Source organism: Achromobacter xylosoxidans (genome assembly GCF_002192695.1).
Classification (GTDB): domain Bacteria; phylum Pseudomonadota; class Gammaproteobacteria; order Burkholderiales; family Burkholderiaceae_B; genus Achromobacter; species Achromobacter xylosoxidans_C.
In genome coordinates, this window is sequence record NZ_MTLG01000112.1 from 100,128 (window position 1) to 125,183 (window position 25,056).

At 66.7% G+C, this 25,056-nt stretch carries 25 protein-coding genes; 14 read left to right on the plus strand and 11 right to left on the minus strand.

The features are described from left to right. Nucleotides 1-31 precede the first annotated feature (31 nt). The 5 genes from BRO63_RS27820 to BRO63_RS27840 all read left to right on the plus strand — a co-directional run bounded on the left by BRO63_RS27820 (nt 32) and on the right by BRO63_RS27840 (nt 6,590). Nucleotides 32-997, plus strand: coding sequence for a Bug family tripartite tricarboxylate transporter substrate binding protein (locus tag BRO63_RS27820; protein ID WP_088142886.1), 966 nt, complete (start codon nt 32-34; stop codon nt 995-997). A 43-nt stretch (nt 998-1,040) separates the two neighbouring features. After that, nucleotides 1,041-3,038, plus strand: coding sequence for a flavin-containing monooxygenase (locus BRO63_RS27825; protein WP_088142887.1), 1,998 nt, complete (start codon nt 1,041-1,043; stop codon nt 3,036-3,038). Beyond that, entirely contained in the window at nt 3,039-3,899 is an 861-nt protein-coding gene (locus tag BRO63_RS27830) for a patatin-like phospholipase family protein (RefSeq protein ID WP_088142888.1), read from the plus strand. It begins immediately after the preceding gene. A 154-nt stretch (nt 3,900-4,053) separates the two neighbouring features. Beyond that, on the plus strand, nt 4,054-5,253 hold the full coding sequence (locus BRO63_RS27835) for a benzoate/H(+) symporter BenE family transporter (protein WP_088142889.1): 1,200 nt from the start codon (nt 4,054-4,056) through the stop codon (nt 5,251-5,253). A 38-nt stretch (nt 5,254-5,291) separates the two neighbouring features. Continuing rightward, on the plus strand, nt 5,292-6,590 hold the full coding sequence (locus tag BRO63_RS27840; protein ID WP_179215240.1) for a serine hydroxymethyltransferase: 1,299 nt from the start codon (nt 5,292-5,294) through the stop codon (nt 6,588-6,590). A gap of 6 nt (nt 6,591-6,596) precedes the next feature. Here BRO63_RS27840 and pdxR read toward each other — a convergent pair whose 3' ends face one another. Then, nucleotides 6,597-8,093 (minus strand): MocR-like pyridoxine biosynthesis transcription factor PdxR, encoded by a 1,497-nt coding sequence (gene pdxR, locus BRO63_RS27845; protein ID WP_088142890.1) that lies wholly within the window; start codon nt 8,091-8,093, stop codon nt 6,597-6,599. 122 nt (nt 8,094-8,215) lie between these two features. Here pdxR and serC point away from each other — a divergent pair, with 122 nt between their 5' ends. Then, entirely contained in the window at nt 8,216-9,298 is a 1,083-nt protein-coding gene (gene serC, locus BRO63_RS27850) for a 3-phosphoserine/phosphohydroxythreonine transaminase (protein WP_088142891.1), read from the plus strand. 45 nt (nt 9,299-9,343) lie between these two features. After that, on the plus strand, nt 9,344-10,249 hold the full coding sequence (locus BRO63_RS27855; RefSeq protein ID WP_088142892.1) for a LysR family transcriptional regulator: 906 nt from the start codon (nt 9,344-9,346) through the stop codon (nt 10,247-10,249). A gap of 10 nt (nt 10,250-10,259) precedes the next feature. Here the strand turns inward: BRO63_RS27855 and BRO63_RS27860 are convergent, their stop codons facing one another. Both BRO63_RS27860 and BRO63_RS27865 read right to left on the minus strand, forming a co-directional pair. Beyond that, nucleotides 10,260-11,225: a Bug family tripartite tricarboxylate transporter substrate binding protein gene (locus BRO63_RS27860; protein ID WP_088142893.1), complete on the minus strand. Its 966-nt coding sequence runs from the start codon at nt 11,223-11,225 to the stop codon at nt 10,260-10,262. Continuing rightward, nucleotides 11,222-12,103 (minus strand): dihydrodipicolinate synthase family protein, encoded by an 882-nt coding sequence (locus BRO63_RS27865; protein WP_088142894.1) that lies wholly within the window; start codon nt 12,101-12,103, stop codon nt 11,222-11,224. The genes BRO63_RS27860 and BRO63_RS27865 overlap by 4 nt, the downstream gene beginning before the upstream one ends. A gap of 172 nt (nt 12,104-12,275) precedes the next feature. Here BRO63_RS27865 and BRO63_RS27870 point away from each other — a divergent pair, with 172 nt between their 5' ends. The 4 genes from BRO63_RS27870 to BRO63_RS27885 all read left to right on the plus strand — a co-directional run bounded on the left by BRO63_RS27870 (nt 12,276) and on the right by BRO63_RS27885 (nt 15,403). Continuing rightward, complete coding sequence (locus BRO63_RS27870) at nt 12,276-12,722, plus strand: cupin domain-containing protein (protein WP_088142895.1); 447 nt, start codon at nt 12,276-12,278, stop codon at nt 12,720-12,722. Nucleotides 12,723-12,826: 104 nt separating this feature from the next. Further along, on the plus strand, nt 12,827-13,792 hold the full coding sequence (locus BRO63_RS27875; protein ID WP_088142896.1) for a Bug family tripartite tricarboxylate transporter substrate binding protein: 966 nt from the start codon (nt 12,827-12,829) through the stop codon (nt 13,790-13,792). Between the two features lie 45 nt (nt 13,793-13,837). Further along, nucleotides 13,838-14,581 (plus strand): GntR family transcriptional regulator, encoded by a 744-nt coding sequence (locus BRO63_RS27880; protein WP_088142897.1) that lies wholly within the window; start codon nt 13,838-13,840, stop codon nt 14,579-14,581. Nucleotides 14,582-14,725: 144 nt separating this feature from the next. Beyond that, a complete protein-coding gene (locus tag BRO63_RS27885) occupies nt 14,726-15,403 on the plus strand; it encodes a GntR family transcriptional regulator (protein WP_088142898.1) in 678 nt (225 codons plus the stop codon). On the opposite strand, the gene BRO63_RS27890 is transcribed toward BRO63_RS27885, so the two are convergent. From BRO63_RS27890 to BRO63_RS27915, 6 genes are all read right to left on the minus strand, one after another. After that, nucleotides 15,375-16,721 carry an MFS transporter gene (locus BRO63_RS27890; protein WP_088142899.1) on the minus strand — a complete coding sequence of 449 codons (1,347 nt, stop codon included), beginning with the start codon at nt 16,719-16,721 and terminating at the stop codon, nt 15,375-15,377. The genes BRO63_RS27885 and BRO63_RS27890 overlap by 29 nt on opposite strands. Before the next feature lie 33 nt (nt 16,722-16,754). After that, nucleotides 16,755-17,240, minus strand: a complete 486-nt coding sequence (locus BRO63_RS27895; protein WP_088142900.1) for a cupin domain-containing protein — start codon at nt 17,238-17,240, stop codon at nt 16,755-16,757. A 261-nt stretch (nt 17,241-17,501) separates the two neighbouring features. Further along, nucleotides 17,502-18,197, minus strand: coding sequence for a glutamine amidotransferase (locus BRO63_RS27900; RefSeq protein ID WP_088142901.1), 696 nt, complete (start codon nt 18,195-18,197; stop codon nt 17,502-17,504). Nucleotides 18,198-18,208: 11 nt separating this feature from the next. Beyond that, nucleotides 18,209-18,481: a cytoplasmic protein gene (locus BRO63_RS27905; protein ID WP_088142902.1), complete on the minus strand. Its 273-nt coding sequence runs from the start codon at nt 18,479-18,481 to the stop codon at nt 18,209-18,211. A gap of 5 nt (nt 18,482-18,486) precedes the next feature. Next, nucleotides 18,487-19,320 (minus strand): YggS family pyridoxal phosphate-dependent enzyme, encoded by an 834-nt coding sequence (locus BRO63_RS27910; protein WP_088142903.1) that lies wholly within the window; start codon nt 19,318-19,320, stop codon nt 18,487-18,489. A gap of 107 nt (nt 19,321-19,427) precedes the next feature. Beyond that, nucleotides 19,428-20,294, minus strand: coding sequence for an AraC family transcriptional regulator (locus BRO63_RS27915; RefSeq protein WP_088142904.1), 867 nt, complete (start codon nt 20,292-20,294; stop codon nt 19,428-19,430). 122 nt (nt 20,295-20,416) lie between these two features. Here BRO63_RS27915 and BRO63_RS27920 point away from each other — a divergent pair, with 122 nt between their 5' ends. Both BRO63_RS27920 and BRO63_RS27925 read left to right on the plus strand, forming a co-directional pair. Next, nucleotides 20,417-20,962 carry a carboxymuconolactone decarboxylase family protein gene (locus BRO63_RS27920; RefSeq protein WP_088142905.1) on the plus strand — a complete coding sequence of 182 codons (546 nt, stop codon included), beginning with the start codon at nt 20,417-20,419 and terminating at the stop codon, nt 20,960-20,962. Between the two features lie 59 nt (nt 20,963-21,021). After that, a complete protein-coding gene (locus tag BRO63_RS27925) occupies nt 21,022-21,594 on the plus strand; it encodes a redoxin domain-containing protein (RefSeq protein WP_088142906.1) in 573 nt (190 codons plus the stop codon). Between the two features lie 24 nt (nt 21,595-21,618). On the opposite strand, the gene hisC is transcribed toward BRO63_RS27925, so the two are convergent. Then, nucleotides 21,619-22,701, minus strand: coding sequence for a histidinol-phosphate transaminase (gene hisC, locus BRO63_RS27930; RefSeq protein WP_088142907.1), 1,083 nt, complete (start codon nt 22,699-22,701; stop codon nt 21,619-21,621). A gap of 128 nt (nt 22,702-22,829) precedes the next feature. On the opposite strand from hisC, the gene asd reads away from it, so the two are divergent. Continuing rightward, on the plus strand, nt 22,830-23,675 hold the full coding sequence (gene asd / locus BRO63_RS27935; RefSeq protein ID WP_088142908.1) for an archaetidylserine decarboxylase: 846 nt from the start codon (nt 22,830-22,832) through the stop codon (nt 23,673-23,675). A 48-nt stretch (nt 23,676-23,723) separates the two neighbouring features. Here asd and ptsJ read toward each other — a convergent pair whose 3' ends face one another. After that, complete coding sequence (ptsJ, locus tag BRO63_RS27940; RefSeq protein ID WP_088142909.1) at nt 23,724-25,019, minus strand: MocR-like B6 salvage transcription factor PtsJ; 1,296 nt, start codon at nt 25,017-25,019, stop codon at nt 23,724-23,726. Nucleotides 25,020-25,056 lie beyond the last annotated feature (37 nt).

The following is a 25,056-nucleotide window of genomic DNA, read 5'->3' on the forward strand; positions in this document are numbered from 1 at the left end:
ACCACACCTGGAAAACCACAGGAGACAACCCATGAAATGGCTATCGCACTGCCTGGCCGCAACCCTGATGTGCACGGGCGCTACCGCCCAGGCCCAGGACTATCCCAATAAGCCCATCAACATCGTGGTGCCCTTCACGCCGGGCGGCGTCACCGACGTGATGACCCGCCAGATCGCGGCCAAGCTGCAAGGCGATCTGGGCCAGCCGGTGGTGGTGGTCAACAAGCCCGGCGCCGGCACCATGATCGCCTCGGCCTATGTGGCCAAGGCGCCGGCCGACGGCTACACGCTGCTGATGGCCGCATCGTCCCTGGGCATCGCTCCCAGCCTGTACAAGAACACCGCGAACTACGACCCGGTCAAGGACTTCCAGCCCGTTTCGCTCATCGCCAGCGTGCCGCATGTGCTGGTGACAGGCAAGCAGGTGCAGGCCACCAGCGTCAAGGAACTGATCGCCGCGCTCAAGAAGGACGGCAAGTCGGCGACCTTCGCTTCTTCCGGCAACGGCACTTCCAACCATCTGGAAGGCGAGCTGTTCGCCGCGCTGACCGGCCTGAAGATGACCCACATCCCCTACAAGGGCAGCGTGCCGGCGCTGACCTCGCTGGCGGGCGGCGAAGTCGACATGCTGTTCGTGGATATCGCGGCCGCCCAGCCTTTCCTGGATAGCGGCAAGGTGCGCCCGCTCGCCGTGACCACCAAGACGCGGTCCTCGGTGCTGCCAGACCTGCCCACCGTGGAGGAATCCGGCCTGCCCGGCTACGACGCCATGCCCTGGCTGGGCATCGTGGCGCCGGCCGGCACGCCGCCGGCGGTCGTCGACCGGTTGCAGGCGTCCCTGCAGAAGATCAAGGCAGCGCCCGACGTGCAGGAGCAGTTCAAGAAAATGGGCCTGGACGCGCTGTTCAGCAAGCCCACCGACTTCGGCGCCTTCATCGTCAGCGACAGCGCCAAATGGGCCGAGCTGATCAAGAAGTCCGGCGCAACCGCCGAGTAGGCCGCCACCCCAACCCCCACGCCATTCCTCGAAGGACCCTTACATGCATCGCGATACCCTGGCCCCGGCAGCACCGCTCGGCAACGACGTGTGGGAGGCCACGCTCAAGCGCGCGCTGGCCAGCGCCAACATCCCCACCCTGCTCATGGTGCTGGTGCACCTGACGGGCGACACGCAATGGCTGTCCGAGCGCTACCAGTGCTCGCGCATCCGCGGCCTTGAAGACAACGACCCGGGTGGCTTGCCGGACGCCGTGCAGGAAGAGGTCCGCGAGGCCGCGTACTCGGCCATCCTGCTGGCCCGCCGCGGCCAGCAACCCAAGCTACCGGCGCCTGCGCATGAACAGCTGGTCGCCATGCTGCGCGCCAGCATCGGGGAAGAGGTTCCTGACTCGTACGGCCCCATGATCGCCGCGTGGCTGGGGCTGGATCCAGACTTCGCGCTGGAGCAACGCGATACGTTCCAGGTGCCGCCAGGCTATCGTGTCCTGGTCATCGGCGCGGGCGTGGCCGGCCTGTGCGCGGCGATCCGCCTGCAAGGCGCGGGCATTCCCTATGTGGTGATCGAGAAGAACGCCGAAGTCGGCGGCACCTGGTACGAGAACCGCTATCCCGGCGCCGGCGTGGACACGCCCAACCACATCTACTCGTATTCCTTCGCCAAGCACGACTGGTCGCGCTACTTCGCCCTGCAAGGCGAAATCCAGGGCTATTTCGAAGGCGTCGCCGACCAGTATGGCGTGCGCTCCAGCATCCGCTTCAACACGCGCGTCGAGTCCGCCCGCTACGACGAATCCACGCTGCGCTGGAACGTGCGCACAACGGGGCAGGACGGCCAGGTCCAGGACTACGTGGCCGACATCGTCATCAGCGCGGTGGGCCTGCTCAACGTGCCCAAGCTGCCGCCCATACCAGGCCTGGACAGCTTCAAGGGCCCCTGCTTCCATACCGCAAACTGGCCGGAGGGCATCGACCTGCGCGGCAAGAACGTGGGCATCATCGGCAACGGCGCCAGCGCCATGCAGGTCGTGCCCGCGATCGCCGACCATGTCCGCTCCCTGACCGTGTTCCAGCGCTCCAGGCAGTGGGCCGCGCCTTTCGAGAAGTTCCAGAAACCCGTGCCCCAGGACGTCCGCTTCCTGCTGCGCGAAGTGCCTTACTACCAGGAGTGGTATCGCCAGCGCCTGGCCTGGATCTTCAACGACCGGGTCCATGCGACCCTGCAGATCGATCCGCAATGGCCGCACCCCGAGCGCGCGATCAACCAGATCAACGACAAGCATCGCGAGCACTTCACCAGCTACATCAAGACGGAACTCGGCGAGCGCCAGGATCTGCTGCCCGACGTGCTGCCGGACTATCCGCCCTTCGGCAAGCGCATGCTGATGGACAACGGCTGGTTCCGCACCATGGCGCGGGACCATGTGAAGCTGGTCACCGGCGGTATCGCGCGGGTCACTGAAAACGCCGTGGTAAGCGACAACGGCAATGCGCACGAACTGGACGTGCTGGTGGTCGCGACAGGCTTCGACGCCATTAATCTGCTGTCCTCGTTCAAGCTCTACGGCCGCGGCGGACGATCGATCCGCGAGGCCTGGGACGAAAAAGGAGCCGAAGCCTTCATGGGAGTCGCCGCGCCGGGCTTTCCCAATCTGTTCATCCTGGCCGGTCCCAACACCGCCCTGGGCCACGGCGGCAGCGTCGTCGCGCTGCTGGAGACCCAGGTGCGCTATGTCATGGGCCTGCTGCAGCAAGGCATGGAGCGGGCAGGCGGGCGTTTCGAGATCGAAGTCCGCAGGGATCGGCACGACGCCTACAACGCGCGCGTCCAGGCGGCCCACGACCGCATGATCTGGACCCACAAGGGCATGAGCAACTGGTATCGCAACGCGCATGGCAAGGTGGTGGCGCCCACGCCGTTCCGCAACGACGATTACTGGCACATGCTGCGCAAGACGGACATGGGCGACTACCACTACCGCCCGGCTTCCAGCATGGGCGAGGCCGAGCCGTCCGCCTCCACCCGCGTCGAGACAGCCTGAATGCCGCATGCGCAGAAGAAGCGCTGCCTGGTGCTGGGCTGCGGCGGCGTGACCGGGCTGGCCTGGGAGATCGGCATCCTGGCGGGCCTGGCGCGCCAGGACGTCAATCTCGCCGCCGCGGACCTGTTCATCGGTTGTTCGGCCGGTTCCGTCGCCGGCGCGCAGTTGGCGCTGGGCGTCCCGCCCGTGCAGCTGCTGGCGACGCAACTGGGCGGAACAGGCGCCGAACAATACCGGCCCTACTCGCAACAGGCGGCTGACGACAAGAACCGCGCGCTGTACGGCAAGGTCGGCGCAGACCCGCGGCAGGCGCGCCAGCGCATCGGCGCCCATGCCTTGCGCAGCGCCACCCCCACGCTGGCAGAACGCCGCGCCATCATCGCCGCCCGCCTGGGCGCCAGCGACTGGCCCTCCCGCCCCTTGCTGGTGGTCGCGGTCGACACGGCCACCGGCGAGGGGCGCAGTTTCAGCGCCGCCGACCGGGTGGATTTCGTCGATGCCATCGCCGCCAGCTGTGCCGTGCCCGGCGCCTGGCCGGCCGTGCCCATCGGCGGCGCGGCCTACATGGACGGCGGCATCCGTTCCATGACCAACGCCGACATGGCTGCCGGCTACGGGCAGGTCGTGGTGCTGGCGCCGTTGGGTTATCGGGAAGGCAATCCAGTCAGCGGCCACCTGCGGCGCGAACTTCACGCGCTGCGCGAGGCCGGCAGCCAAGTCCATGCCGTGCTGCCGGACGCGGCCAGCGAGCGTGCCATAGGCGACAACGTGCTGGATCCAGCCCGCCGCGCCGAAGCCGCCGAAGCCGGGCTACGCCAGGCATCGGCAATCGCACCAGCCTTGCGGGAGGCATGGCGCTGATCTTTTCACCACGTTCTACCCACTGGCGTCCTCGCCAAAAAGCGGTCTGCCCACTCCCTACGATGTGGCAGGTATGAACATACCGCAGGCAACCTAGACTCCCTGTTCAAGCCTGGCCGCGAGGCCAGGCACCACCATGAACGCGGAGTGAAACATGAACGCATCGCCGGCTGGCCTCAGACCCGCCGATTTCTTTTCCCCCACCGTCGCAGCCCTGATCTCGGTGCTAGTGAACTACGGCGGCACCTTTGTGCTGGTGTTCCAGGCGGCGGAGCTGGCCAGGCTGACGCCAGCCCAGACCACTTCCTGGGTATGGGCGGTTTCCGTCGGCGTGGGCATCACGGGCGCGCTGCTGAGCTGGCGCTACAAGGCCCCCGTCATCACCGCCTGGTCCACGCCCGGCGTGGCGTTTTTGGCGACCGTGATGCCGTTCACGCCCTACGGTGAGGTCATCGGCGCCTATATCCTGTCGGCGCTGGGCTTCATCGTGCTGGGCCTGTCCGGCGCGTTCGAAAAACTGGTGCGCATGATTCCGGGCGGCATCGCCGCCGGCCTGCTGGCAGGCATCCTGCTGCAATTCGGCATCAATGCCTTCGGCGGCGCCAGCGCCGATCCGCTGCTGGTGATCGTGCTGGTCATCTCCTACGCGCTGCTCAAGCGCTACACCTCGCGTTTCGCGGTGGTCGGTATCCTGGTCATCGGCCTGGGGCTGCTCATCGCACAGGGCCGCATCGACTTCTCGACAGTCCACCTCAGCCTGGCCGCGCCGGTGTTCGAAATGCCGCGGTTCTCGTTGCAGGCCCTGCTGGGCGTCGCCCTGCCGCTCTTCATCATCACGCTGACGGGGCAATACATGCCCGGCATGCTGGTGCTGCGCAACGACGGCTACCAAACCAGCGCGAATCCCATCCTCACGGTGACGGGCTTGGGCTCGCTCATCATGGCGCCATTCGGCGCGCACGCCTTCAACGTGGCGGCGATCACCGCCGCGATCTGCACCGGCCGCGACGCGCATGCGGATCCCGCCAAACGCTACATCGCGGGCCTGGCCTGCGGCGTGTTCTACATCCTGGTGGGCACCTTCGGCGTCACGCTGGCGACCTTGTTCATGGTGCTGCCCAAGGCGTTCATCACCACGCTGGCCGGCCTTGCCCTGCTGGGCGCCATCGGCGGCAGCCTGGCCAATGCGATGGCCGACGCCCGCACCCGGGAGACCGCGCTCATCACCTTTCTGGCCACCGCCGCCAACGTCACCCTGCTGGGCGTGGGCGGCGCGTTCTGGGGCCTGGTCGCCGGCCTGACCGCGCACCTGCTGATCCATGGCGGCCAGCGCGCGCTGGCCGCCAATCCTTGACCTCCCATCGCCACTTGCCAATCGAAACAGGAACCACCGTGACGAACACCGACCTTCCCGACAGCCTCGCGTTGCCTTGCGTCAACGCCCTGCCCCTGGCGCAGACCGATCCCGGTATCTGGAGCGCGATCGACGCCGAACGGCGCCGCCAGATGCACTCGATAGAACTGATCGCTTCCGAGAACTTCGTCAGCCGCGCGGTGCTGGAAGTCCAGGGCTCCGTGCTGACGAACAAGTACGCCGAGGGCTACCCCGGCCGCCGCTATTACGGCGGCTGCATCAACGCCGACGTGGCCGAGGAAATCGCCATCGAGCGCGCCACGCGCCTGTTCGGCGCCCGCTACGCCAACGTGCAGCCCCACTCCGGCAGCCAGGCCAACCAGGCGGTCTATCTGGCGCTGCTGGCGCCGGGCGACAAGATCCTGGGCCTGGACCTGAAGGCTGGCGGGCACCTGACCCATGGCTCCAAGGTCAACATGTCGGGACGCTGGCTGCAGGCGCTGAGCTATGGCGTCGATCCGGCCACGCATCGGGTGGACATGGACCAGGTCGAGCGCATGGCCCGGCAGGAAAGGCCGAAGCTCATCATCGCCGGCGGCTCGGCCTATTCGCGCACGCTGGACTTCGCGCGCTTTCGCGCCATCGCCGACGAGGTGGGCGCGATCTTCATGGCGGACATGGCGCATTTCGCCGGCCTGGCCGCGGCCGGGGCGTATCCGTCGCCAGTGCCGCATGCGCACGTCACGACCACCACCACGCACAAGACCTTGCGCGGCCCGCGCGGCGGCATGATCCTGACCAATGACGGCGAACTCGCCCGCAAGATCGATTCGGCGGTGTTTCCGGGCCTGCAGGGCGGTCCGCTGATGCACATCATCGCCGCCAAGGCCGTGGCCCTGGGCGAAGCGCTGCAGCCCGCATTCCAGACCTATGCCCACGCCGTGGTAGAAAACGCCCGCGTCCTGTGCCGCCGGCTGGCCGAGGGCGGGCTGTCCATCGTGTCGGGCGGCACCGACTGCCATCTGGGCGTGGTCGACCTGCGGCCCTGGGGCCTGGCCGGCAACACGGCGGAGCAAGCGCTGGAACAGGTAGGCATCACCCTGAACAAGAACGCCGTCCCCAACGATCCCGCCAAGCCCGCGGTCACCTCCGGCATACGCGCGGGCAGCGCCGCCTGCACCTCGCGCGGCATGGGGGCCGCCGAATTCCAGGAGATCGGCGACATGATCCTGGCCTTACTCGGCGGCGTGCGCGCCGGCGCCGTCGACGCCCGCACGGAAAGGGCCATCCGCGAGGGCGTGGCCGGGCTGGCCAGGCGCTTCCCGCTGCCGTACTGAAACCCTCTACGCCTTCCTCAAGGCATTCGACAGCCGCAGCACCGCGGCTTCGATCTCGTAGGCCGTCAGGGAGGCGTAGCCCAGCAACCAGCCCGGCTGCTTGTAGTCGCCCGCATAGAGACGGCTCAGCCCGGGCAGCCGCAGGCCGGCGGCCTCGGCCTGGCGGATGGTCTTTTCCTCGGACCATCCGCGCTCAAGCAGGCAGGGAATCTGCAGCCCGCCCGGCGGCCTGACGGCCTGCACGATGCCGCCCAGGTGTTTCCCCAGGGATTCCAGCAGCACCTGCCTGCGTCCCGCATACAGCTTGCGCATGGCCCGCACGTGCGAGTTGTAGTGGCCGTCGTCCATGAAGCGCGCCAGCGTCAGCTGCAGGATCTGCGGGGTATGCCCGTCCATGATGCTGCGCGCGCGGGCAAACGCGTCGACCAGGCCGGGCGGCAGCGCCATGTATCCCATCCTGAGCCCCGGATACAGCGTCTTGCTGAATGTGCCCAGGTAGATCGTGCGCTGATGCAGGTCCAGGCCTTGCACGCAGGCGGTGGGCAGGCCGTCGTAGTGGAACTCGCTGTCGTAGTCGTCCTCGATGATCCACTTGCCATGTTCCGCCGCCCAGCCGATCAGCTCCAGCCTGCGCTCGAGCGACAGCGTCACGCCCGTGGGGTACTGGTGCGACGGCGTCACGTACACGCAGTTGGCGCCGCTGCGGTCGGCGCGCAGCAGATCCATGCGTATGCCTTGCGCGTCGACGTCGATGGGGACGATGTGCGTCTCCGCGGCTTCGAAGGCCTTGCGCGCGCCGAAGTAACCGGGGTTCTCCATCAGCATGGGCTTGCCGGCGTCCGCCAGCAATTGCGCGCACAGGAACAGGGCCTGGCGAGTACTGCTCAGCACCAGCACCTGCTCGGGCAAGACCTTGGCCCCACGCTCCAAGTTCAGGTAGGCCGCGATGGCGCGGCGCAAGGGCTCGGCGCCCTGCGGGTCGCCATGCAGCAGCACATGGGCGCGATAGTCTTTCAGGACCTGGCGCTGCAGCCGCTCCCAGACCTCGGTGGGAAACGTACGGGTTTCCGGCAGGCCCGTGGCGAACGCCTTGATGACCTGCTGGTCCGCGACCCCGCCGCTGTCCAGGATCATGCGCCCGCGCCGGCTCAGGCCCGCCCCCGGCTGCGGCGCGCCCAGTTTCGGATCCAGCTTCGCGCGCCTGCGCGCGGCGCCGCGCAGTTCGGTGCCCACGGTCTGGGACACATAGCTGCCCGAACCCTCGCGGCGCACGATGTAGCCGTCGCGGTGCAGCTGCACATAGGCGTTCTCAACCGTGTCGCGCGCCACACCCAGCGACTTGGCCAGGCCGCGGGTCGCGGGCAGCCTAAGGCCGGGCCCCAGCGCGCCGTCCAGGATCAGGGCGCGCAGCGCCCGCTGGATGCGCTGATGCAGCTCCAGGCGCTGAAGCTCCGCATCGTTCATGCGCATCTTCAGCGTATCCAGCTCGAAGGTCTTAGCCATGCGGTCTGCTCACAAGATGAAAACTGGCCTGTCCGGGCCGGCCATTCTATCCGTAGACTCGGGCGTTCGCCACGAGCGCAACATTGCAGGAGCCCGCGCCAGGCGGGACAGGATCAGGACACATGGCAAGGTCATACAACTTCAGCGCAGGCCCGGCCGCGCTGCCGCTGGAAGTGCTGCAGGAAGCGCACGAGGAGTTCTTCGATTTCGCGGGCACCGGCATGTCGGTAATGGAGATCAGCCACCGTTCTCGCGTGTTCATCGACATCGCGCGCCAGGCGGAACTGGACCTGCGGGCCATCCTGCAGATCCCTGACCGCTACAAGGTGCTGTTCCTGCAAGGCGGCGCTTCGCTGCAGTTTTCGCAGGTGCCAATGAACCTGTTGCGCGGCAAGGCTTCCGCGGATTACCTGCACACCGGGCTTTGGTCCAGCAAGGCCATCGAGGCGGCCAGGCGCTATTGCGCGGTCCGCGTCGCGGCCAGCAGCGAGGCATCGGGGTTCGACCGCGTACCCGCTCCCGGCGAATGGCGGCTCGACGCCAACGCAGCCTATCTTCACTACACGGAGAACGAGACGGTGCACGGCGTGCAATTCCCGGCCCCGCCGGACGTGTCCGTCCCGCTGGTGTGCGATGCCTGCTCCAGCCTGCTGTCCAAGCCCATCGACGTGTCCCGGCACGGCCTGATCTACGCCGCCGCGCAGAAGAACATGGGGCCCGCCGGCGTCACGGTCGTGGTGGTGGACGAAGCCCTGCTGAACGGCGCGCTGCCCATCACTCCCGACGTGCTGAACTATGCGCACGCGGCGCGGGCGGACTCCATGCTCAACACCCCCGCCACGTTTTCCTGGTATCTGACCGGACTGACGTTGCGCTGGATCCGCCGGACGGGCGGGATAGAACGCATCCACCAGGCCAACCAGGCCAAGGCCTGGCTGCTGTACCGCGCCATCGACGCCAGCGGCGGCTTCTACCTCAACAAGGTCCGGCCCGAGTTCCGGTCCATCAACAACGTGCCGTTCTTCCTGGCCGATTCCGCCCTGGAGCCCTTGTTTCTGCGCCAGGCCGAAATCGCCGGACTGATGGGCTTGAAGGGACATTCCCACACCGGCGGTATCCGGGCCAGCCTCTACAACGCCGTCGACCTGTCCGCGGCGGCCGCCCTGGCCGATTTCATGACAGACTTCCAGTGCACGCGGGGCTGAGGCCAGCGCTGCGGCCCTGGGGAAAATAGGCACGGGGAGACCGGCATGGATTTCAGGCAGCTCAGGCAATTCGTCGTCCTGGCGACGGAATTGAACTATCGCAAGGCGGCCGCCCGGCTGCACATGACCCAGCCCCCGCTCAGCGTCGCCATCAAGCGGCTCGAAACCGAGATCGGCGCGGACCTGTTCGAGCGCGACCGCCTGGGCGTGCGCCTCACCGTCGCTGGCGGCGCCTTTCTGCGCGAAGCAAAGCGCCTGCTCGAAGGCGCCGACGCCGCGCTGCAGGCCGCGCGCGATGCAGCGGAAGGACGCATGGGCACGCTGCGGGTATGCGCGGTGCCCAGCGCCGCGTTGAACCTGCTGCCGCGCGTCCTGCCCGAATTCGCGCAGCGCTTTCCGCACATACGCCTGCGCCTGAGCAGCGGCAGCACCGTCGGCATTTTGGCGGGATTGCAGCGCGGCGAGCTGGATGCGGCATTCCTGGTGCCACCCGCTTCCGGGGTGCCGGGCATCGCGATCACGGCCTTGCAGCGGGAACGGCTGGTGCTGGCCGTGCCTTCGGGCCATCGCGTCGCGGGCATGGAATGCGCCAGGCTCTCGGACCTGGCTGATGAAACGCTGGTGGCCCTGGCGCACTCCGACAGCCCCGGATTCGCGGGAGAGATCGTCGCCGCCTGCCAGCGGGCCGGGTTCCATCCAAGGATCCTGCAAGAATCGTCCCACGCCCTCATCAGCCTTCCGCTCATCGCCGCGGGTTTGGGCGTCGCCATCGCCCCGGCAGCGCTGCGCAGGATCGCCATCGACAACGTCGCCTACGTCGACCTCATGGACGTGGCGGACGCGCCATTGACCTACGCCATGGCGCTGGCGGCGCCCGCCGAGTCCATGAATCCCGCGGTCCGCTGGTTCATCGACACGGCGCGCGAGGTGCTGGGCGCGCAAACGGCCTGACGCCCTGCCCTTACTGCGCCGGACGGGAAAGAATTCCCGCCCACTTCTTCTGTTCGGCGAGGACCCTCTGTTCGAACGCCGCCTGCGTGCCGTCCACGGGTTCGCTGCCGCGCGCGTAGATCTTGTCCTGCACCGATGGGCTCTTGGCCACCGCCGCGATGGCCGTGTTCAGGCGCGCAACCACATCGGCCGGCGTGCCTTTGGGCACGGCGATGCCCGACAGCGAGCCGCCTTCCACGTCCTTGCCCAACACTTCCTTGACCGTCGGGATGTCGGGCAGACTGGCCAGGCGTCGCGACGACGTCACCGCGTAGGGATGAATCTGCCTAGCCTCGACAAAGCCCACCGCGGTGACGGCGGAAACGGCCGTCAGGTCCGTGTTGCGGCTCATCACCGCCGTCATGGACTCCGATCCGCTCTTGTAGGGCACGTGCAGCATCTTCACGCCGGTCGCCTGTTGCAGCAGCTCCAGGACCTGGTAGTTGTCGGAACCCTCCCCCGCCGTGGAGAACGCGATCTTGTCAGCCTGGACCGATGCGGCCTTGATGATCTCCGGCAGCGACGGATACGGACTGTCCGCGCCCACAGCCAGCACCGTCGGCGTGTTGGCCAGCATGGCGACGTAGGTGAAGTCCCTGTTCGGGTCGTAAGGCAGCTTCTTGTAGATCAGCGGATTAACGGCGACCATGCCATTGGTGATCACCAGCAGCGTGTAGCCGTCGGCCGGCGACTTCGCCACCGCGCCGGCCGCGATCGAACCGCCCGCGCCGCCACGGTTCTCCACCACCACCGGCTGGCCCAGTTCGCGCGTCAGTCCCTCGGCAAACACGCGCGCCGTGGTGTCGGTCACGCCGCCGGCGCCAAACGGCACGATCAGGCGTATGGGCTGATCGGGATACGGCCCCGCCCACGCCGCCGCGGCGGGAAGCACTACACCCAACAGAGCCGCCATGCAGCGGCGCAATCCCTTGTTCATCGAGTTATCTCCATTTTTCTGAGGATTTCAAGAAGTCGTTGTTCCAGATCCGGGGCCAACGGCGCCAGGGGCGCGCGCAGACGGCCGCTATCGCAACCGCGCAGACGCAGGCCCGCGGCCACGGTCCGCGGCAGGCCATGGTCCATGAGGAAGTTCAGAAGATCGATCTGGCGGCCGAACCATTCGTCCGCGCCGCGCGCGTCGCCCGCCATGGCGCAGCGATACAGGTTCAGCGCGTAGGACGCGCTGACATTGGCCGATGCCGTGCACCAGCCCGCAGCGCCCTCGGCGAATCCGGTCCGCGCCATGCAGTTCAGGCCGATGTACACGGCTGTCCTCGCCGTGCAGGCTGCGCGCAGCCTGGCGATCTTGGTCGGATCGGGACTGCTTTCCTTGATCATGCTGACGTTGGGCAGCTCGGCCAGCCGGGCCAGGAACTCGACGGGCAAGTCCATGCCCGTGGTGAACGGGTTGTTGTAGACCATCACCGGCGTAGAGACCGACGCGCAGACCTCGCGGTAGTAGGCATGGATTTCGTCCTGAGTCAGCTTCCAGTAGGTGCTGGGCAATAGCTGCAAGGCGGCGGCGCCCGCGCGTTCGGCGTAGCGCGCATGGCGCACGGTGCTGGCCGTGCTCAGGCTGGACACGCCCGCCAGCACGGGCAGCCGACCGCGCGCCGCGCCTATGACGGTGTCGATGACGGCCTCGCGCTCGCCATCGTCCAGATAGGGCAAGCAGCCAACGCTGCCCAGCGGCGCCAGCGCATGCACGCCCTCGCCGATCAACCGCTCGACGTGCGCCTCCAGCAGCGCGTGGTCCACCCGCCCGCCCTCATCGCAAGGCGTCAGCAGGTAGCCGATGATTCCCTTCAAGTGCATAGCTCGTTCTCCATGACGGCTTGCAGTCTAGGGAGGCCGCCTGGGCCGGTCCAATACCTATTTCCTGGGCGCCTGATATCTCCCGCCCGCGCCGCCGCCAGGCGAATCTTGTATCCAGTAATTCCCGCGCAAGGCCGATAGACTTTCCCGGCCAATCACCAAGGAGCAAGCCATGAGCAGCAACGACGTTCTCGACCAGGCGCAGACCCACCACATGCCCGAGTACCGCAGGCCGGAGGACATGGAATGGGAAATGGGCCGGTTCAAGAACAAGACGAAGTTCCTCTTCCACACGCGGGAAGAGCGCCCCACCGAGCCCAACGCCGGCTTTCTGCGTTATGAACCGGGCGCGGGCTTCCGCCTGCACAAGCACGACTTCGCCCAGGTCTGGTACGTGATCGAAGGGGAATTCAACATGGGCGGAAAGATGTACGGTCCCGGCACCGTGGTGTTCCATCCGGACCCGCACATCGAGGAGGCGCTCAGCACCGAGACCGGCGGCACTTTGTTCTTCGTCCAGTACCAGGGCCCCACGACCGGCGGCCGGCCGGTGTACGAAGGCCGCATGAACATCAAGGGCGAACCGCCCGCGATCACCGAACAGGACCTCGAACACTGATAGTCCGCAGTTCCCCGGGCGGCAACCATGAATGGCAGCCGTCCACGGCCGGCTTAGACCGGCCGGCATGCCAAGAGATAGAAAATTCCAAGGAGACAACCATCATGCACGCCTCTATTCTGCGCGCCTGCCTCGCGTCGTTGACGCTTTCGCTTGGCGGCCTGGCTCAGGCCGCCACGGACTGGCCCGAGCGCCCCATCACGCTGGTCGTGCCTTTCGGCCCCGGCGGCATCACCGATCTAACCGCCCGCACGGTGGCCAAACAGCTGCAAGCCGAGCTCGGCAAGCCGGTAGTGGTGGAGAACAAGCCCGGCGCCGGCGGCAACATTGCCGCCGACATCGTGGCCCGGGCCAAGCCCGACGGCTACACGCTGATGGTGATCACCAATGGCATGGTCGCGGTCAACCCGCTCATCCACAAGCAGCTGAACTACGACGCGCTCAAGGATTTCGCCTACGTCTCCATGATCGCCAATACGCCACTGGCCCTGGTGGTGCCGGAAAGTTCGCCGATCCAGGACCTGCCGGCGCTGGTGGCGCGGGCCCGCAGCCGGCCGGACGCCGTATCCTTTGCCAGTTCCGGACAGGGCACCTCGATACACCAAGTGTTCGCCCTGATGCAGCAGCAGACCGGCGCCACGCTCATGCACGTGCCTTACAAGAGCGGCGCGGAGGCGGCCACCGCCCTGCTTTCCGGCGTGGTGGACGTGACCGCGGTCGAGACCGTGGTGGTCGGGCCGTTCATCCAGTCCGGAAAGATGCGGGCGCTGGGCGTGACCTCCGCACAGCGGGTGTCGAATCTGGCGGACGTCCCCGCTGCCCGCGAAGCCCTGGGCGGCGAATTCGATGTAGGCTCGATATCGGGACTGGTGGCGCCTGCCGCCACGCCGCGGAACATCGTCGCCAAGCTGGAACGCGCCATGCTGGCGGTGGCGCAGAGCGAGGGCATGGCGCAGCTGTATGCGCAAGGCAGCCAGCCCATGCCCACGGGATCGCAGGTCTTTCTGGAACGCATGCGCCAGGAACAAGAGAAGTGGCTGCTGGTATTCTCCGCGGAACCCGGAAAATAGCCGTCGGGGAATAGCCGCAGCCGTCAAGGACAGGGGAGTCAGGCCATGGATCGCGCATATCCCGCCGCGGAAGAACTGGTGCAGCATCTGGTGGAGTCGATCTCCGCGAAGATCTTCAATGGCGCTTATGCGCCCGGGCAGAAGCTGCGACAGGAGACGCTGGCCGAAGAGTACGACGTCAGCCGCACGCCGGTGCGCGAAGCGTTCCGGCAGCTTGAGACCAAGGGTCTGATCGTCCAGCAGCCGCGCTACGGCGCCACGGTGGTGGCGCCGACAATCAAGGACATAGGCGCGAACTACTGGCTGCGCGGCGAACTGGAAGGCATGGCGGCCGAGCTTGCGGCGCGCTGGATCTCCGACGCCGACTTGCAACAGTTGCAAGCCACCCACGCCGAATGCGCCGAGGCCGTCGCCGCGCTGTACACCGAGGTCAACGCCGGCGGCGCGGCGGCGCCGCGCCAGGCTGCCGCGTCCATGCGGCACTGGGTGGTCAAGAACCAGGAGTTCCACGCCCTGATCTTCCGCGCCGCCGGCAATCCGTCGCTGGAGCGCATCATCAAGGACCTGCACACCGACTACACCAAGAACATCCTCAACATGACCGTGCTGGGCATGTACGAGGCCCGCATGAAGAAGAATATCGAGCATCACGGGGCGATCGTCCAGGCGCTGACGGCGCGCGACACCGCCGCCTCGCGCGCGGCCATGCGCACGCATATCCACGAGTCTGGAGAGTTCGTGGTGGACTGGCTGCAGAAGCGGCCCGAAGGCCGCAAGCCGCCAAGGTAGATTCGGCCCCGATTCCCCCGAAAGCCGCGTGCTACCATGCCGGCGGAAGGGCGCAGCGCAGACGCCAGGGGCACCTATCCGCCTGGCCTCCTGCAAGCCGTATGGCGCCTGCCGAAACGCACAGGAAGCGACACGGATTCGAGCATGAGCGAGACCAGGAACACGTCTAGATCCTCGATCGAGATCTCGGAAGAGATTCTGCGGCGGATCAGGAACGGGCAATACCTGCCCGGCGATGCCTTGAGCCAATACGAGCTTGCGACCGAGTTCGAAACCAGCCGCACCCCCATCCGCGAGGCGCTGCGGTTTCTCGAAGCGCGCCGCGCCATCACGTTGACCAGTACAGGCCGCGCCGTGGTCACCGTGCCGTCCATCCGCGCCATCCGCGAAGCCTTCCAGATCCGCGCCGAACTCGAAGGGCTGGCCGCGCAGCTGGCGGTGAACTGGATCGACGACGGGGACCTGGAACTGCTGGCGCAGCATCAGAAGCACTACGCCGACGCCCTGCGCTCGCGCGTGCGCAGCGAAAGCGGTTCCGACTGGCTGAAGTTCAACGCCAAGTTCCACAGCCTGATCACGCAGGCCAGCCACAACGAACGTCTGCACGAGCTGGTCGCTGAGTTGCAGGGCAGCATCGTGTCCAACGTGCTGGGATTCGCCTCGAAGATGCCCCCGCGCCTGATGGAAGAGAACATCAAGCAGCACGAAGACATCATCGCGGCGCTGACCCTGCGCAATGGCCCCGCCGCTCGCGAGGCGATGGCCACGCACATATCCCGGACGACCGAACTCGTCATCGAATGGATGGAGACGCGGCGCTAGCCAGCTTTGCCGCTCCCGCGCCGCGCTGCCGTCCATAGGGGCGCATCAGCAGCCCGCACCCTGCCGCGATCAGGCCCAGTCCCGCCAGATACAACACGATCAGCCGCGGTGAGCCATCGCCCAGCGACAGCAGGTACGTCGCCACCAGCGGCGCGGTGCCGCCGCCTATCGCGCCGCCTATCTGCACCGCCAGCGAGATGCCCGTGTAGCGCACGGCAGGCGGGAACATGCTGGAGAAGAGGCTGGATTCCTGCGCATACATCGCGGCGTAGACCAGGCCGAATGCCACCAGCATGGCGATGTTCGTGTGATACGCCGTCTTCTCTTCCAGCAACGAGAAGAACGTCGCGCTGAACAGTGAGATGCCCAACGCACCGGCGATGAATATCGCGCGCTTGCTGATCATGTCGCCCAGCAGCCCGAACAGCGGAATGGTGAACAACGCCCCGACCGCTCCCCATATGACACCCGTCAATATGGTTTCACGCGGCAGCCCCAGCGTGCCCACGGCGTAGGTCAATGAAAACGTCGCCAGCGTGTAGAACCAGGTCTTTTCGGAGATGCAGGCCACCAGCGCGGCCAACACCGGCACCTTGTGGTCTCTGAGCACTGTCTTCAAGGGCAGCGCGTCCTGTTTCGGCTGGGCTTGCGCCTGCTTGAATTCCGGCGATTCGCTGACCTTGGCGCGGATGTACCAACCGACCAGCAGCAGGAACACGCTTGCCAGGAATGGCAGGCGCCAGCCCCAGCTCAGCATCTCCGCCTCCGGCAGCCTGGAGACCGCGCCCATGGCCAGCGACGACAGGATCAAGCCGGGCGCGACCCCGACCTGCGGCAGGCTGCCGAACAGGCCCTTCTTGCCTTCTGGCGCGTGCTCCACCGCCATCAGCACAGCGCCGCCCCACTCGCCGCCTACCGCCAGGCCTTGCAGGAAGCGGAAGAAGACCAGGGCCACCGCGCCCCAGTAGCCTATCGCCTCATAGCTTGGCGTCAGGCCGATCAGGATGGTGGGCACGCCCATCAGCATCAGGCTGATCATCAGCATCGATTTGCGGCCGACGCGGTCGCCGAAGTGGCCGAAGACGATGCCGCCCAACGGACGCGCGATGAATCCGACCGCATAGGTACCGAATGCCGCCAGCGTCCCGCTGATGGGGTCGATCGCGGGAAAGTAGATCTTGTTGAAAATCAGCGCGGCCGCAATGCCGTAGAGAAAGAAGTCATACCACTCGATGGTGGTCCCGATCATGCTGGACAGGCCCGCGGTCACGTAGTGCTTCTTGGTGCGCGAGGACGGCTGTTGTGAGATGGCGTTCATCCCGGTCTCCCTTGTTTTCTTTTTTGCGTCCGACTACACGGCGGTGGTCTCTTCCGCCAGGCTCTTGCGTTCGCTGACGTTGAAGCGGCCCTCGTAGATAGCGCCCTGGCGGGTATGCGGGCCGACGTACTGCACGTACAGGATCGTGCCGGCCTCGATAGTCTGCAGTTCGCTTTCGAAATGGGGATCCGGATGGAAGATCATCGAACCCTTGCCGTGGAGCTTGCCTTCGATGAGGAACTGACCGTCCAGGATGTACCAGACCTGCGCGAAGTAGTGGTTGTGCAGCGGGTGCCCCGAGCCCTTTTCGTACCGCACGATGCCCGCGTTCGGAATCGTCGGATCCTCTGCCGTCGGATGGAACATCATCTTCGCGAACTGGCCTTCGTAACGCAGGTTGGTCCACTCGAGGTCGTTCTCGTGGCGGGCGCGCATGCCCTGATGGTCTTCGGTCAGCGGACCGCCGCGGCCGCCCTCGTTGATGATCTTCTTGCCTGTGATGGTGTCGATGCTGGTCATGTGCTGTCCGTCCTGAAGAAAGGAAAATGATAAATACAAATGGGATCCCATTTATATAAAACGGGATCCTATTGACAGCGCATCGAGGCGGCTACTGGGTTTAACCCTTAGATTCAGCACGAAGGATCACGGCCGGGAGAAACGCCGATGGCCGCAAGCTGCGGCGGGCCGGAACGAGGCGCGGAGCGCCCCGGATGCCTATGCAAGGCTATCGATGTGGAGAGACCCGGGCGCCGGCGGGCGTCAGGGCATGGGACAAACTCAGATCTGGTCCAACCACCGCTCCATCGCGTTGCGCGCGCAGCGTTCGAGCTGCGGGCCGTAACGCAGTGCGTCCTCGCGAATGGCGGCCGGATCGATCTGGCGCAGGCTCAGTTCGCAGGCATGGCCGATCAGCCAACGCTCGATCTGCGCGGAATCCGCCTCCAGATGGAACTGCAGGCCCAGTATCCTGGATCCCAGCGCAAACGCCTGGTTCGGGAAGCCCGGCGTTTCGGCCAGGCGGGACGCGCCCTCGGGTATGGCGAACTGGTCGCCATGCCAGTGCAGCACGGGCACGGACGCGACCGCATTCAGCACGGAATCCTGCCCTTGCGGCGTCAGCGTCAACGGCGCATAGCCGATCTCCGCGCGGCCGGTGGACACCACGTCCGCCCCCAGCGCCGCCGCCATGAGCTGTGCGCCCAGGCAGATGCCCAGCGTCGGCTTGTCCTGGCGCAGGCGGTGCGCGATGGCGCGCAGCTCCTGCGCCAGGAAGGGATAGCGGCCGGTTTCATAGACGCCGATGGGGCCGCCCAGGATCACGACGAGATCGGCATTACCCAGGGCGGCGGTATCGATGGCGTCGACGCCGGCTTCCAGGTATCGCACGCTGTAGCCGCGCTCCGCCAGGACCGGCGCCAATATGCCCAGGTCTTCAAAGGGAACGTGGCGGATCGCCAAGGCGCTGAGGCTCATTCCAGGGACTCCTATTGCGGGCTTGGGTGACGGTCCAGGCCGCCCAGCAAGCCTTCGGGGGTTGAGACAAACACGTTTTCCGACGCCAGCAGCCGAATGCCTTGCGGCGTGCTTTCCAGCAGGCGCCGCTCGCCGTCGGCAACCTGCAGGCTGAGCTGATAACCGTCCTTGGCCGGCAGCCGCGCGGCGATGTCGCGACTGTCGTCCAGCGCGGATGCCGCGGTGGATTCGAAATGGCCGATCAGGCGGCCGTCACGCTTGATGATGAGTCGGTACACCGGCATGCGCGCTACTCCGGTTCACGCGCTTGCGCGCCGTTGTCGGTGGGCCAGTAATAGGAGTCGGGCGTGTTGCGCGCGCCGAAGATGGCTTGGCCGACGCGGACCACGGTGGCCCCTTCCTCGATGGCGATCTCGTAGTCGCCGGACATGCCCATGGACAGTTCATCCATGCCTATGCCCGCGGGCGCGTCCTGGCGCAGCTGGTCGCGCAGCGTGCGCAACAGGATGAAGCACTCGCGTACCCGCGCCGCTTCGGCCGAAAACAGCGCCAGGGTCATCAGGCCGCGCACCCGCAGCCCCGAAAACGCAGGCAGTTCCCGCAGGAAGGCCGCGGTCTCTTCCGGCTGCAGCCCGTACTTGCTGGCTTCGCCCGAGGTATTGACCTGCACGAACACGTCCAGCTGACGGCCTTCTGCCTGCAGCCGGCGATCCAGCGCTTCGGCCACCCGCAGACTATCGAGCGCCTGGAACTCGGCCGCGTAACGGGCCACGAGCTTGGCCTTGTTGGTCTGCAGATGGCCGATGACCGACCAGCGCAGGTCCGTCAGGTCTGCCATGGCTTCCCATTTCCTGGACACTTCCTGCAGCTTGTTTTCGCCCAGGTAGCGGCACCCGGCCTCGTAGGCCAGCCGGATGCGCGCCTCTTCCACCGTCTTGCTCACCGGCAGCAGGCGCACCGTCGCCGGATCGCGCCCGGCGCGCCGCGCCGCATCGGCGATGCGCTCGTTGACCGTGGCCAGATTGCGGCGGAAGTCCTCGACCGACTGCGCCTGCGGCCAACGGCCATGCTGGTCATGCTGTGTCTGGGTGCCGTTGTCTTGCCCAGGGTCTTGCTCGCTCATGCCCGAACCTCGCGTAGGAATAACGGCCGGCGTTTTCCATTACGCTTATGCCGCCTGAAGTTTTGTCATAGGTCAATATTATCACGCTGGCACGGGACCGGCGGGTGCTATGCGTTGGCGGCCAGCCATTCGCGCGGCGACACTCCCATCCGTTGCCGGAACGCCTTGGACAGGGACGAGGCGCTGGCAAACCCCAGCTCCGCCGCCACCAGCTTGACGGCGTGGCCCGATCGCATCATGGACGCCGCCAGGCTCAGCCGCCAATCGGTCAGGTAGGCCGCGGGAGTAGCACCGGTAGCGTCCTTGAAGGCCGCCGCGAAGGCGCTGCGCGACATGCCCGCCATCGCCGCCATCCTGGCCAGGGACCAGTCTTCGTATGGCGATCGGTGCAGCGCCACCAGCGCCCTGGCCAGGCGCGGATCCGACAGCCCCATCACCAAACCGCTGGTCACGCCTACGTCCTGCGGATGATCGAGTATCCACCTGAGCAGCTGGATCAGCACCACTTCGAACAGGCGGTCGGCCAGCAGGCGCGAGCCGCAGCGCACATGATCCGCCTCGGCGAACAGCAGGTCCAACGCGGGCCGCAAGCCTTTGACCGCGTCCAGCGGAATCCGCACCACGGGCGGCAGGGACTGCACGATGGGATTACGTTCGCCGCCGTCGAAATCCAGCGCGGCGCAGGTGAAATCCGAACCATCCCGCGGAGGATTCACGAACTCGTGATGCACCGCGCGCGGGTAGAACAGCAGGGTCGGCTCGGCCAGGCGCAGGCGCGGCGTGGCGGTCTCGCCCGGGCGATGCCGCACTTCCATCTCGCCCCGGCGCAACACGTGCAGAAAGCCACGCCCCGGCACGGCTTCGAAAGCCTGGGTGCCGCATAGCGCACCCGTGTGGAACAGCGTGGCGCGCACCCGGAAACGGTCCAGCAACGCCGACAGCCGGTCAACCTGGAGAGGAACAGGATCGCTCATATCTTGGACGAAATGACAATTTCTATGGATTAAACAACACCTTACGTCCAGCCATTCTACGTACGATTTCTCCAGCCCGTCCGATACCGGCGGCCTTTTTTTCTTTTCCAGGAGTTACCGACATGTCCCGAGTTCCTCTTATCGATGCCAGCAACGCCAGTGCGGACCGCAAGGCGCTGCTCACGCAGATCCACGGCGCCTTTGGCGCTACGCCGAACATGTTCAAGGCTGTCGCCAATTCGCCGGCGGCGTTGCAGAGCATGTGGGGCGCATTCGGCGCGCTCGGTGGCGGCGTCATCCCCGCCAAGCTGGGCGAACAGATCGCTGTGGCGGTGGCCGACCGCAACGCTTGCGAATACTGCCTCGCAGCCCATACGGCCCTGGGGCGCAAGGCGGGCGCCAGCGCCGAGGAAATGGCTGCCGCGCAAGGCGGCGACGCCGCCGACCCCAAGACCGCCGCGGCGCTGCGCTTCGCGCTGAAGCTGGTGGAGGCGCGCGGGCAAGTGAGCGCCGCCGACGTGCAAGCCGTGCGCGCGGCAGGCTACAGCGACCAGGAGATCGTCGAGATCCTGGCGCACGTCGCGCTCAACCTGTTCACCAACTACGTCAACGTGGCCTTTGCCGTGCCGGTGGATTTCCCGGCCGTGAAACTGCGCCGCGCCGCGTAATTCACCCATCGCGGCGGGCGGAGCCCCTCACCCGCCCGCCGCGCCTCAGGAGCCTGCAGATGTCCCGATCCGATACCCTGCCCCACGCATTGCCCCCGCCCTTGCTGACAGACGAATGGCTGAATGCGGATGGCCCCATCGATCTCGCCGCCCTGCGCGGCAAGGTCGTGCTGCTGCACGCATTTCAGATGCTATGTCCTGGGTGCCTGTCGCATGGGCTGCCGCAGGCCGAACGCGTGCACCGGCTGTTCCGCGGACAGGATGTGGCGGTCATCGGCCTGCATACCGTGTTCGAACACCACGACGTCATGGGCCCCGCCGCGCTGCGGGCCTTTAATCACGAGTACCGGTGGAGCTTTCCCATCGGCATCGACCGCCCTGCCGCGAATGGCGCCGTGCCGATGACCATGCAAGCCTATGGGCTGCGCGGCACGCCCAGCCTGGTCCTGCTGGACCGCCGGGGACGCGTGCGCCTGCAGCACTTCGGCAGCATCGACGACCTGGCCCTGGGCGCGGCCATCGGCAGACTGCAGGGCGAGAACGATGTCCCTGCCGTCGAGGCTGCTGCGCCAGATGATTCCAGCCGCGGAGAGTGCGACTCGGAAGGCTGCCTTGCGTCGCGTCCGCGATAAGCGCCGCGAGTCCCGTCCGTGCCGCTACGGCTGGACCATGGCGCGCAGCACCCGCACCAGGCATGCCGCCTGTTCCTCGGTGCCCACGGAAATGCGCAGGAACTGCTCCACGCGCGGCCGCTGGAAATGGCGCACCAGTATTTTCGCGTCCTTCAGACCAGCCGCGAGCGCCCGCGCATCGAAGCGCGGATGGCGCACGAACAGGAAATTCGCCTGCGACGGCAAGACGTCGAAGCCCAACAGCCGCAGATGCGCGCAGAGCAAGGTACGGGTGCCGATGATGGCCTGCCGCGTCTCCTCGAAATAGGCGCGGTCCTGAAAGGCCGCTGCGGCGCCCGCCTGCGCCAGGCGGCCGAGCGGATAGGAATTGAAGCTGTTCTTCACCCGTTCCAGCGCGGCAATCAGCGGCTCCTGCCCAATCGCGAACCCCACGCGCAGGCCGGCCAGCGCCCGGGACTTCGACAGCGTCTGGATCACCAGCAGGTTCGGATACCGCTGCACCAGGGCAATGGCGGATTGTCCGCCGAAGTCCACATAGGCCTCGTCCACCAGCACCAGCCGGCGGGGCTGGATCTCCAGCAGCCGCTGCACGCGGTCCAGCGGCAGGCATTCTCCCGTGGGTGCATTCGGGTTGGCGATGACCATGCCGGCAATGCCGGCATCCGCAGCGCCCAACGCCGCAAAACCATCCAGGTCCAGCCTCAGGCCGTCGTCCACCGCGATCTGCGCGCTGCGTATGCCGAACAAGCGGCAATACACCTCATAGAAGCCGTAGGTCACGTCCGCCATCAGCAAGGGTTGGACACCATGCTGGAAGAACGCGCAGAACGCCAGCGCCAGCACTTCGTCGGAACCGTTGCCGGCAAAGACCTGCGCCGCCGGCACCCCGTGATATTGCGCGATGGCCGCGCGCAGATGCCCGGCCTGTGGATCCGGATAGCGCTCCAGGCCTTCGGCCGCCGCGGCGGCGATGGCCGCCACCACGGCGGGTGACGGCGGATAGGGATTTTCGTTGGTGTTGAGTTTGATCCATCCATCGCCCGGCGACTGCTCTCCGGGCACGTAGGGCGACAAGGTCTCAACGCGCGGGCTGTGTAGGGAAACCATGGTGTTGCGGCAACGGCCTCTCGGTAAGCGATCGACGGGTTTCTGAATCTCGATTTTGTCCTATGTCATACTACACTACGATTCAGGACAATAAATGCCATACCGCCCACGCCGCAGCCGCGAGTTTCATGTCTACGTCTCTTTCCCTGTTTTTCCAGCGCGTTGCGCCCAAGCTCTGGCTGACGCGCTGCGCCGGCCGGCTGGCTTCATGCCGCCAGTCATGGGTAGCCCAGCCGCTGATCCGCGGGTATGCCAGTTGGTACGGCATCGATCTCGGCGAGGCCCTGCTCCCCGATCCGAAGGCCTATGACAGTTTCAACGCGTTCTTCACGCGCGCCTTGCGTCCCGGCGCCCGCCAGCTGGCCGACGCGGACTGGACCAGTCCGGCGGATGGCGTCGTCAGCCAGTTCGGCCGCATCAGCCTGGGGCAACTGATCCAGGCCAAGCAGCGCCAATACAGCGCGGCCGCGCTGCTGGCCGATGCCGACCTGGCCCGCGCGCTGGGCGGCGGCTGGTTCACCACGATCTATCTGAGTCCGCGCGACTACCATCGGGTGCACATGCCTTGCGAGGGACGTCTGCTGGGCATGCGCCATGTGCCGGGAACGCTGTATTCCGTCCGGCCGGAGATCGTGCAAGGCATGGACGGCCTGCTGGCGCGCAACGAACGGGTGGTCTGCTGGTTCGAACATCCCCTCCATGGCGTCTACGCCATGGTGCTGGTGGGCGCCGCCATCGTCGGCAGCATCGCCACGGCCTGGCATGGCCCGGTGGCGCCGCATGGCCGTCGCATTCAGCAGTGGGACTACGGCGGCCTGCCGCCCTTGCGCTTGCCGCAAGGCGCGGAGATGGGGCATTTCCAGCTCGGGTCCACCGTGGTGGTGCTGATGCCGGGCAGCGCCTGGCGTTTCCATCCCGGCTGGAAAACGGGGCGCACCGTCAGATTGGGACAAGCCATGGCCGACCGGCGTTGACGCCGGCGGCTAGAACCTGTTCACATTAAAAGGAGCCTTGCACAGGCCTTAGACCATGCTTTCCCGGATATCCCGCGCCAGCTTGCGGCACTGGCCCGGTTCGATCGCCGAGATGGTGATGCGCAGGCCCCTGACAGGTTCCTGCACCCCGAAGGCGTCGCCATGGCGCACCAGCCAGCCGCGATGGGCCAGGGCCAGCGCGACGGCCTGATCGTCGGTATCCAGCGGCACCCACAGGTTCAGGCCGTCGCCGTCAGCGGCGCACGGCACGCCCTGCTCCAGCAAGGCGCCCTCCAGGGCCTTGCGGCGCTGCGCGTAATCCTTGCGGGCCTGGGCCATCTGCTTGGCAACCTCGGGCCGGCCCAACGTGACCTCGACCATGTCCTGCAGCAGGTGGCTGACCCAGCTGGTGCCGGAAGCCAGCCGCAAGCGCAACTGACGCGACGTCGCGGGATCGCTGGCCACCATGGCCAGCCGCACGTCGGGGCCCAGCGTCTTGGAGAACGAGCGCACCAGCGCCCAGCGCTGCGCGCCGGAGGGCAGCACCGAGTGGTATTCCTTGCCCGACAGCAAGGCGTAATGATCGTCCACGATAACCATGGCATGCGGATACTTGGCCAGCACCCGCGCCAGCGCCTTCGCCCGCTTTTCGCTCAGGCTGCAGCCCGTGGGGTTGTGGGCCCGCGGCGTCAGGATCACGGCCTGCGCGCCCTTGGCCAGCGCCGCCTCCAGGGCCGCCGCCTGCATGCCTTCGGCGTCGACCGGCACGCCCAGCGCCTGCAGGCCGGCGATGCGCAGCATGTTGATGCTGCTCAGGAAGCAGGGATTCTCGACCGCCACCTTGTCCCCAGCCACCAGGTGCGAGCTGAGCAGCCGCTCGATGGCGTCCACCGCGCCGTGGGACAGGTTGATCTCGAAAGGCGCCGGGCAGTCCGGCGCGAACCAGGCGCGGGCATAGCTCTCCAGCCCGGCGTTGACGGTGGGCTCGCCATATAGCCGCGGCTGATAGGGCCGGATGGCAAGCGCGGCGCTCAAGTCCGGCAGCCAGGCCGGATTGGGATTGCCGCTGGCCAGATCGGCCAGCGGCGAGTCCGACAACGCGCCCTCCTGTTCGCCAGGACCGGATTGGGCGCGGATGATGGTGCCCAGGCGGCCCTGCGTCAGGGCAATGCCCGCCGTCACCAGCCGCTTGTAGGCGGCGGCGACAGTATTGCGGTTGATATCCAGTTCGACCGCCAGATCCCGTACCGGCGGCAGCGCATGGCCCGGAGGCAGCTGCCCCGACTGAGCCATCGCTCGCACGCAATCGAAGATCTCCGCGGCGGTCTTTCCTTGTATTTTCATAGAGTCCTAAGACAATCCCGTTCCTGGCATGGACAGC

Bases quoted from the DNA above. Each gene is read 5' to 3' on its own strand.
- BRO63_RS27820 (WP_088142886.1), top strand. From the start codon at position 32: ATGAAATGGCTATCGCACTGCCTGGCCGCAACCCTGATGTGCACGGGC.
- BRO63_RS27825 (WP_088142887.1), top strand. From the start codon at position 1,041: ATGCATCGCGATACCCTGGCCCCGGCAGCACCGCTCGGCAACGACGTG.
- BRO63_RS27830 (WP_088142888.1), top strand. From the start codon at position 3,039: ATGCCGCATGCGCAGAAGAAGCGCTGCCTGGTGCTGGGCTGCGGCGGC.
- BRO63_RS27835 (WP_088142889.1), top strand. From the start codon at position 4,054: ATGAACGCATCGCCGGCTGGCCTCAGACCCGCCGATTTCTTTTCCCCC.
- pdxR (WP_088142890.1), bottom strand. From the start codon at position 8,093: ATGGCTAAGACCTTCGAGCTGGATACGCTGAAGATGCGCATGAACGAT.
- serC (WP_088142891.1), top strand. From the start codon at position 8,216: ATGGCAAGGTCATACAACTTCAGCGCAGGCCCGGCCGCGCTGCCGCTG.
- BRO63_RS27855 (WP_088142892.1), top strand. From the start codon at position 9,344: ATGGATTTCAGGCAGCTCAGGCAATTCGTCGTCCTGGCGACGGAATTG.
- BRO63_RS27860 (WP_088142893.1), bottom strand. From the start codon at position 11,225: ATGAACAAGGGATTGCGCCGCTGCATGGCGGCTCTGTTGGGTGTAGTG.
- BRO63_RS27865 (WP_088142894.1), bottom strand. From the start codon at position 12,103: ATGCACTTGAAGGGAATCATCGGCTACCTGCTGACGCCTTGCGATGAG.
- BRO63_RS27870 (WP_088142895.1), top strand. From the start codon at position 12,276: ATGAGCAGCAACGACGTTCTCGACCAGGCGCAGACCCACCACATGCCC.
- BRO63_RS27875 (WP_088142896.1), top strand. From the start codon at position 12,827: ATGCACGCCTCTATTCTGCGCGCCTGCCTCGCGTCGTTGACGCTTTCG.
- BRO63_RS27880 (WP_088142897.1), top strand. From the start codon at position 13,838: ATGGATCGCGCATATCCCGCCGCGGAAGAACTGGTGCAGCATCTGGTG.
- BRO63_RS27885 (WP_088142898.1), top strand. From the start codon at position 14,726: ATGAGCGAGACCAGGAACACGTCTAGATCCTCGATCGAGATCTCGGAA.
- BRO63_RS27890 (WP_088142899.1), bottom strand. From the start codon at position 16,721: ATGAACGCCATCTCACAACAGCCGTCCTCGCGCACCAAGAAGCACTAC.
- BRO63_RS27895 (WP_088142900.1), bottom strand. From the start codon at position 17,240: ATGACCAGCATCGACACCATCACAGGCAAGAAGATCATCAACGAGGGC.
- BRO63_RS27900 (WP_088142901.1), bottom strand. From the start codon at position 18,197: ATGAGCCTCAGCGCCTTGGCGATCCGCCACGTTCCCTTTGAAGACCTG.
- BRO63_RS27905 (WP_088142902.1), bottom strand. From the start codon at position 18,481: ATGCCGGTGTACCGACTCATCATCAAGCGTGACGGCCGCCTGATCGGC.
- BRO63_RS27910 (WP_088142903.1), bottom strand. From the start codon at position 19,320: ATGAGCGAGCAAGACCCTGGGCAAGACAACGGCACCCAGACACAGCAT.
- BRO63_RS27915 (WP_088142904.1), bottom strand. From the start codon at position 20,294: ATGAGCGATCCTGTTCCTCTCCAGGTTGACCGGCTGTCGGCGTTGCTG.
- BRO63_RS27920 (WP_088142905.1), top strand. From the start codon at position 20,417: ATGTCCCGAGTTCCTCTTATCGATGCCAGCAACGCCAGTGCGGACCGC.
- BRO63_RS27925 (WP_088142906.1), top strand. From the start codon at position 21,022: ATGTCCCGATCCGATACCCTGCCCCACGCATTGCCCCCGCCCTTGCTG.
- hisC (WP_088142907.1), bottom strand. From the start codon at position 22,701: ATGGTTTCCCTACACAGCCCGCGCGTTGAGACCTTGTCGCCCTACGTG.
- asd (WP_088142908.1), top strand. From the start codon at position 22,830: ATGTCTACGTCTCTTTCCCTGTTTTTCCAGCGCGTTGCGCCCAAGCTC.
- ptsJ (WP_088142909.1), bottom strand. From the start codon at position 25,019: ATGAAAATACAAGGAAAGACCGCCGCGGAGATCTTCGATTGCGTGCGA.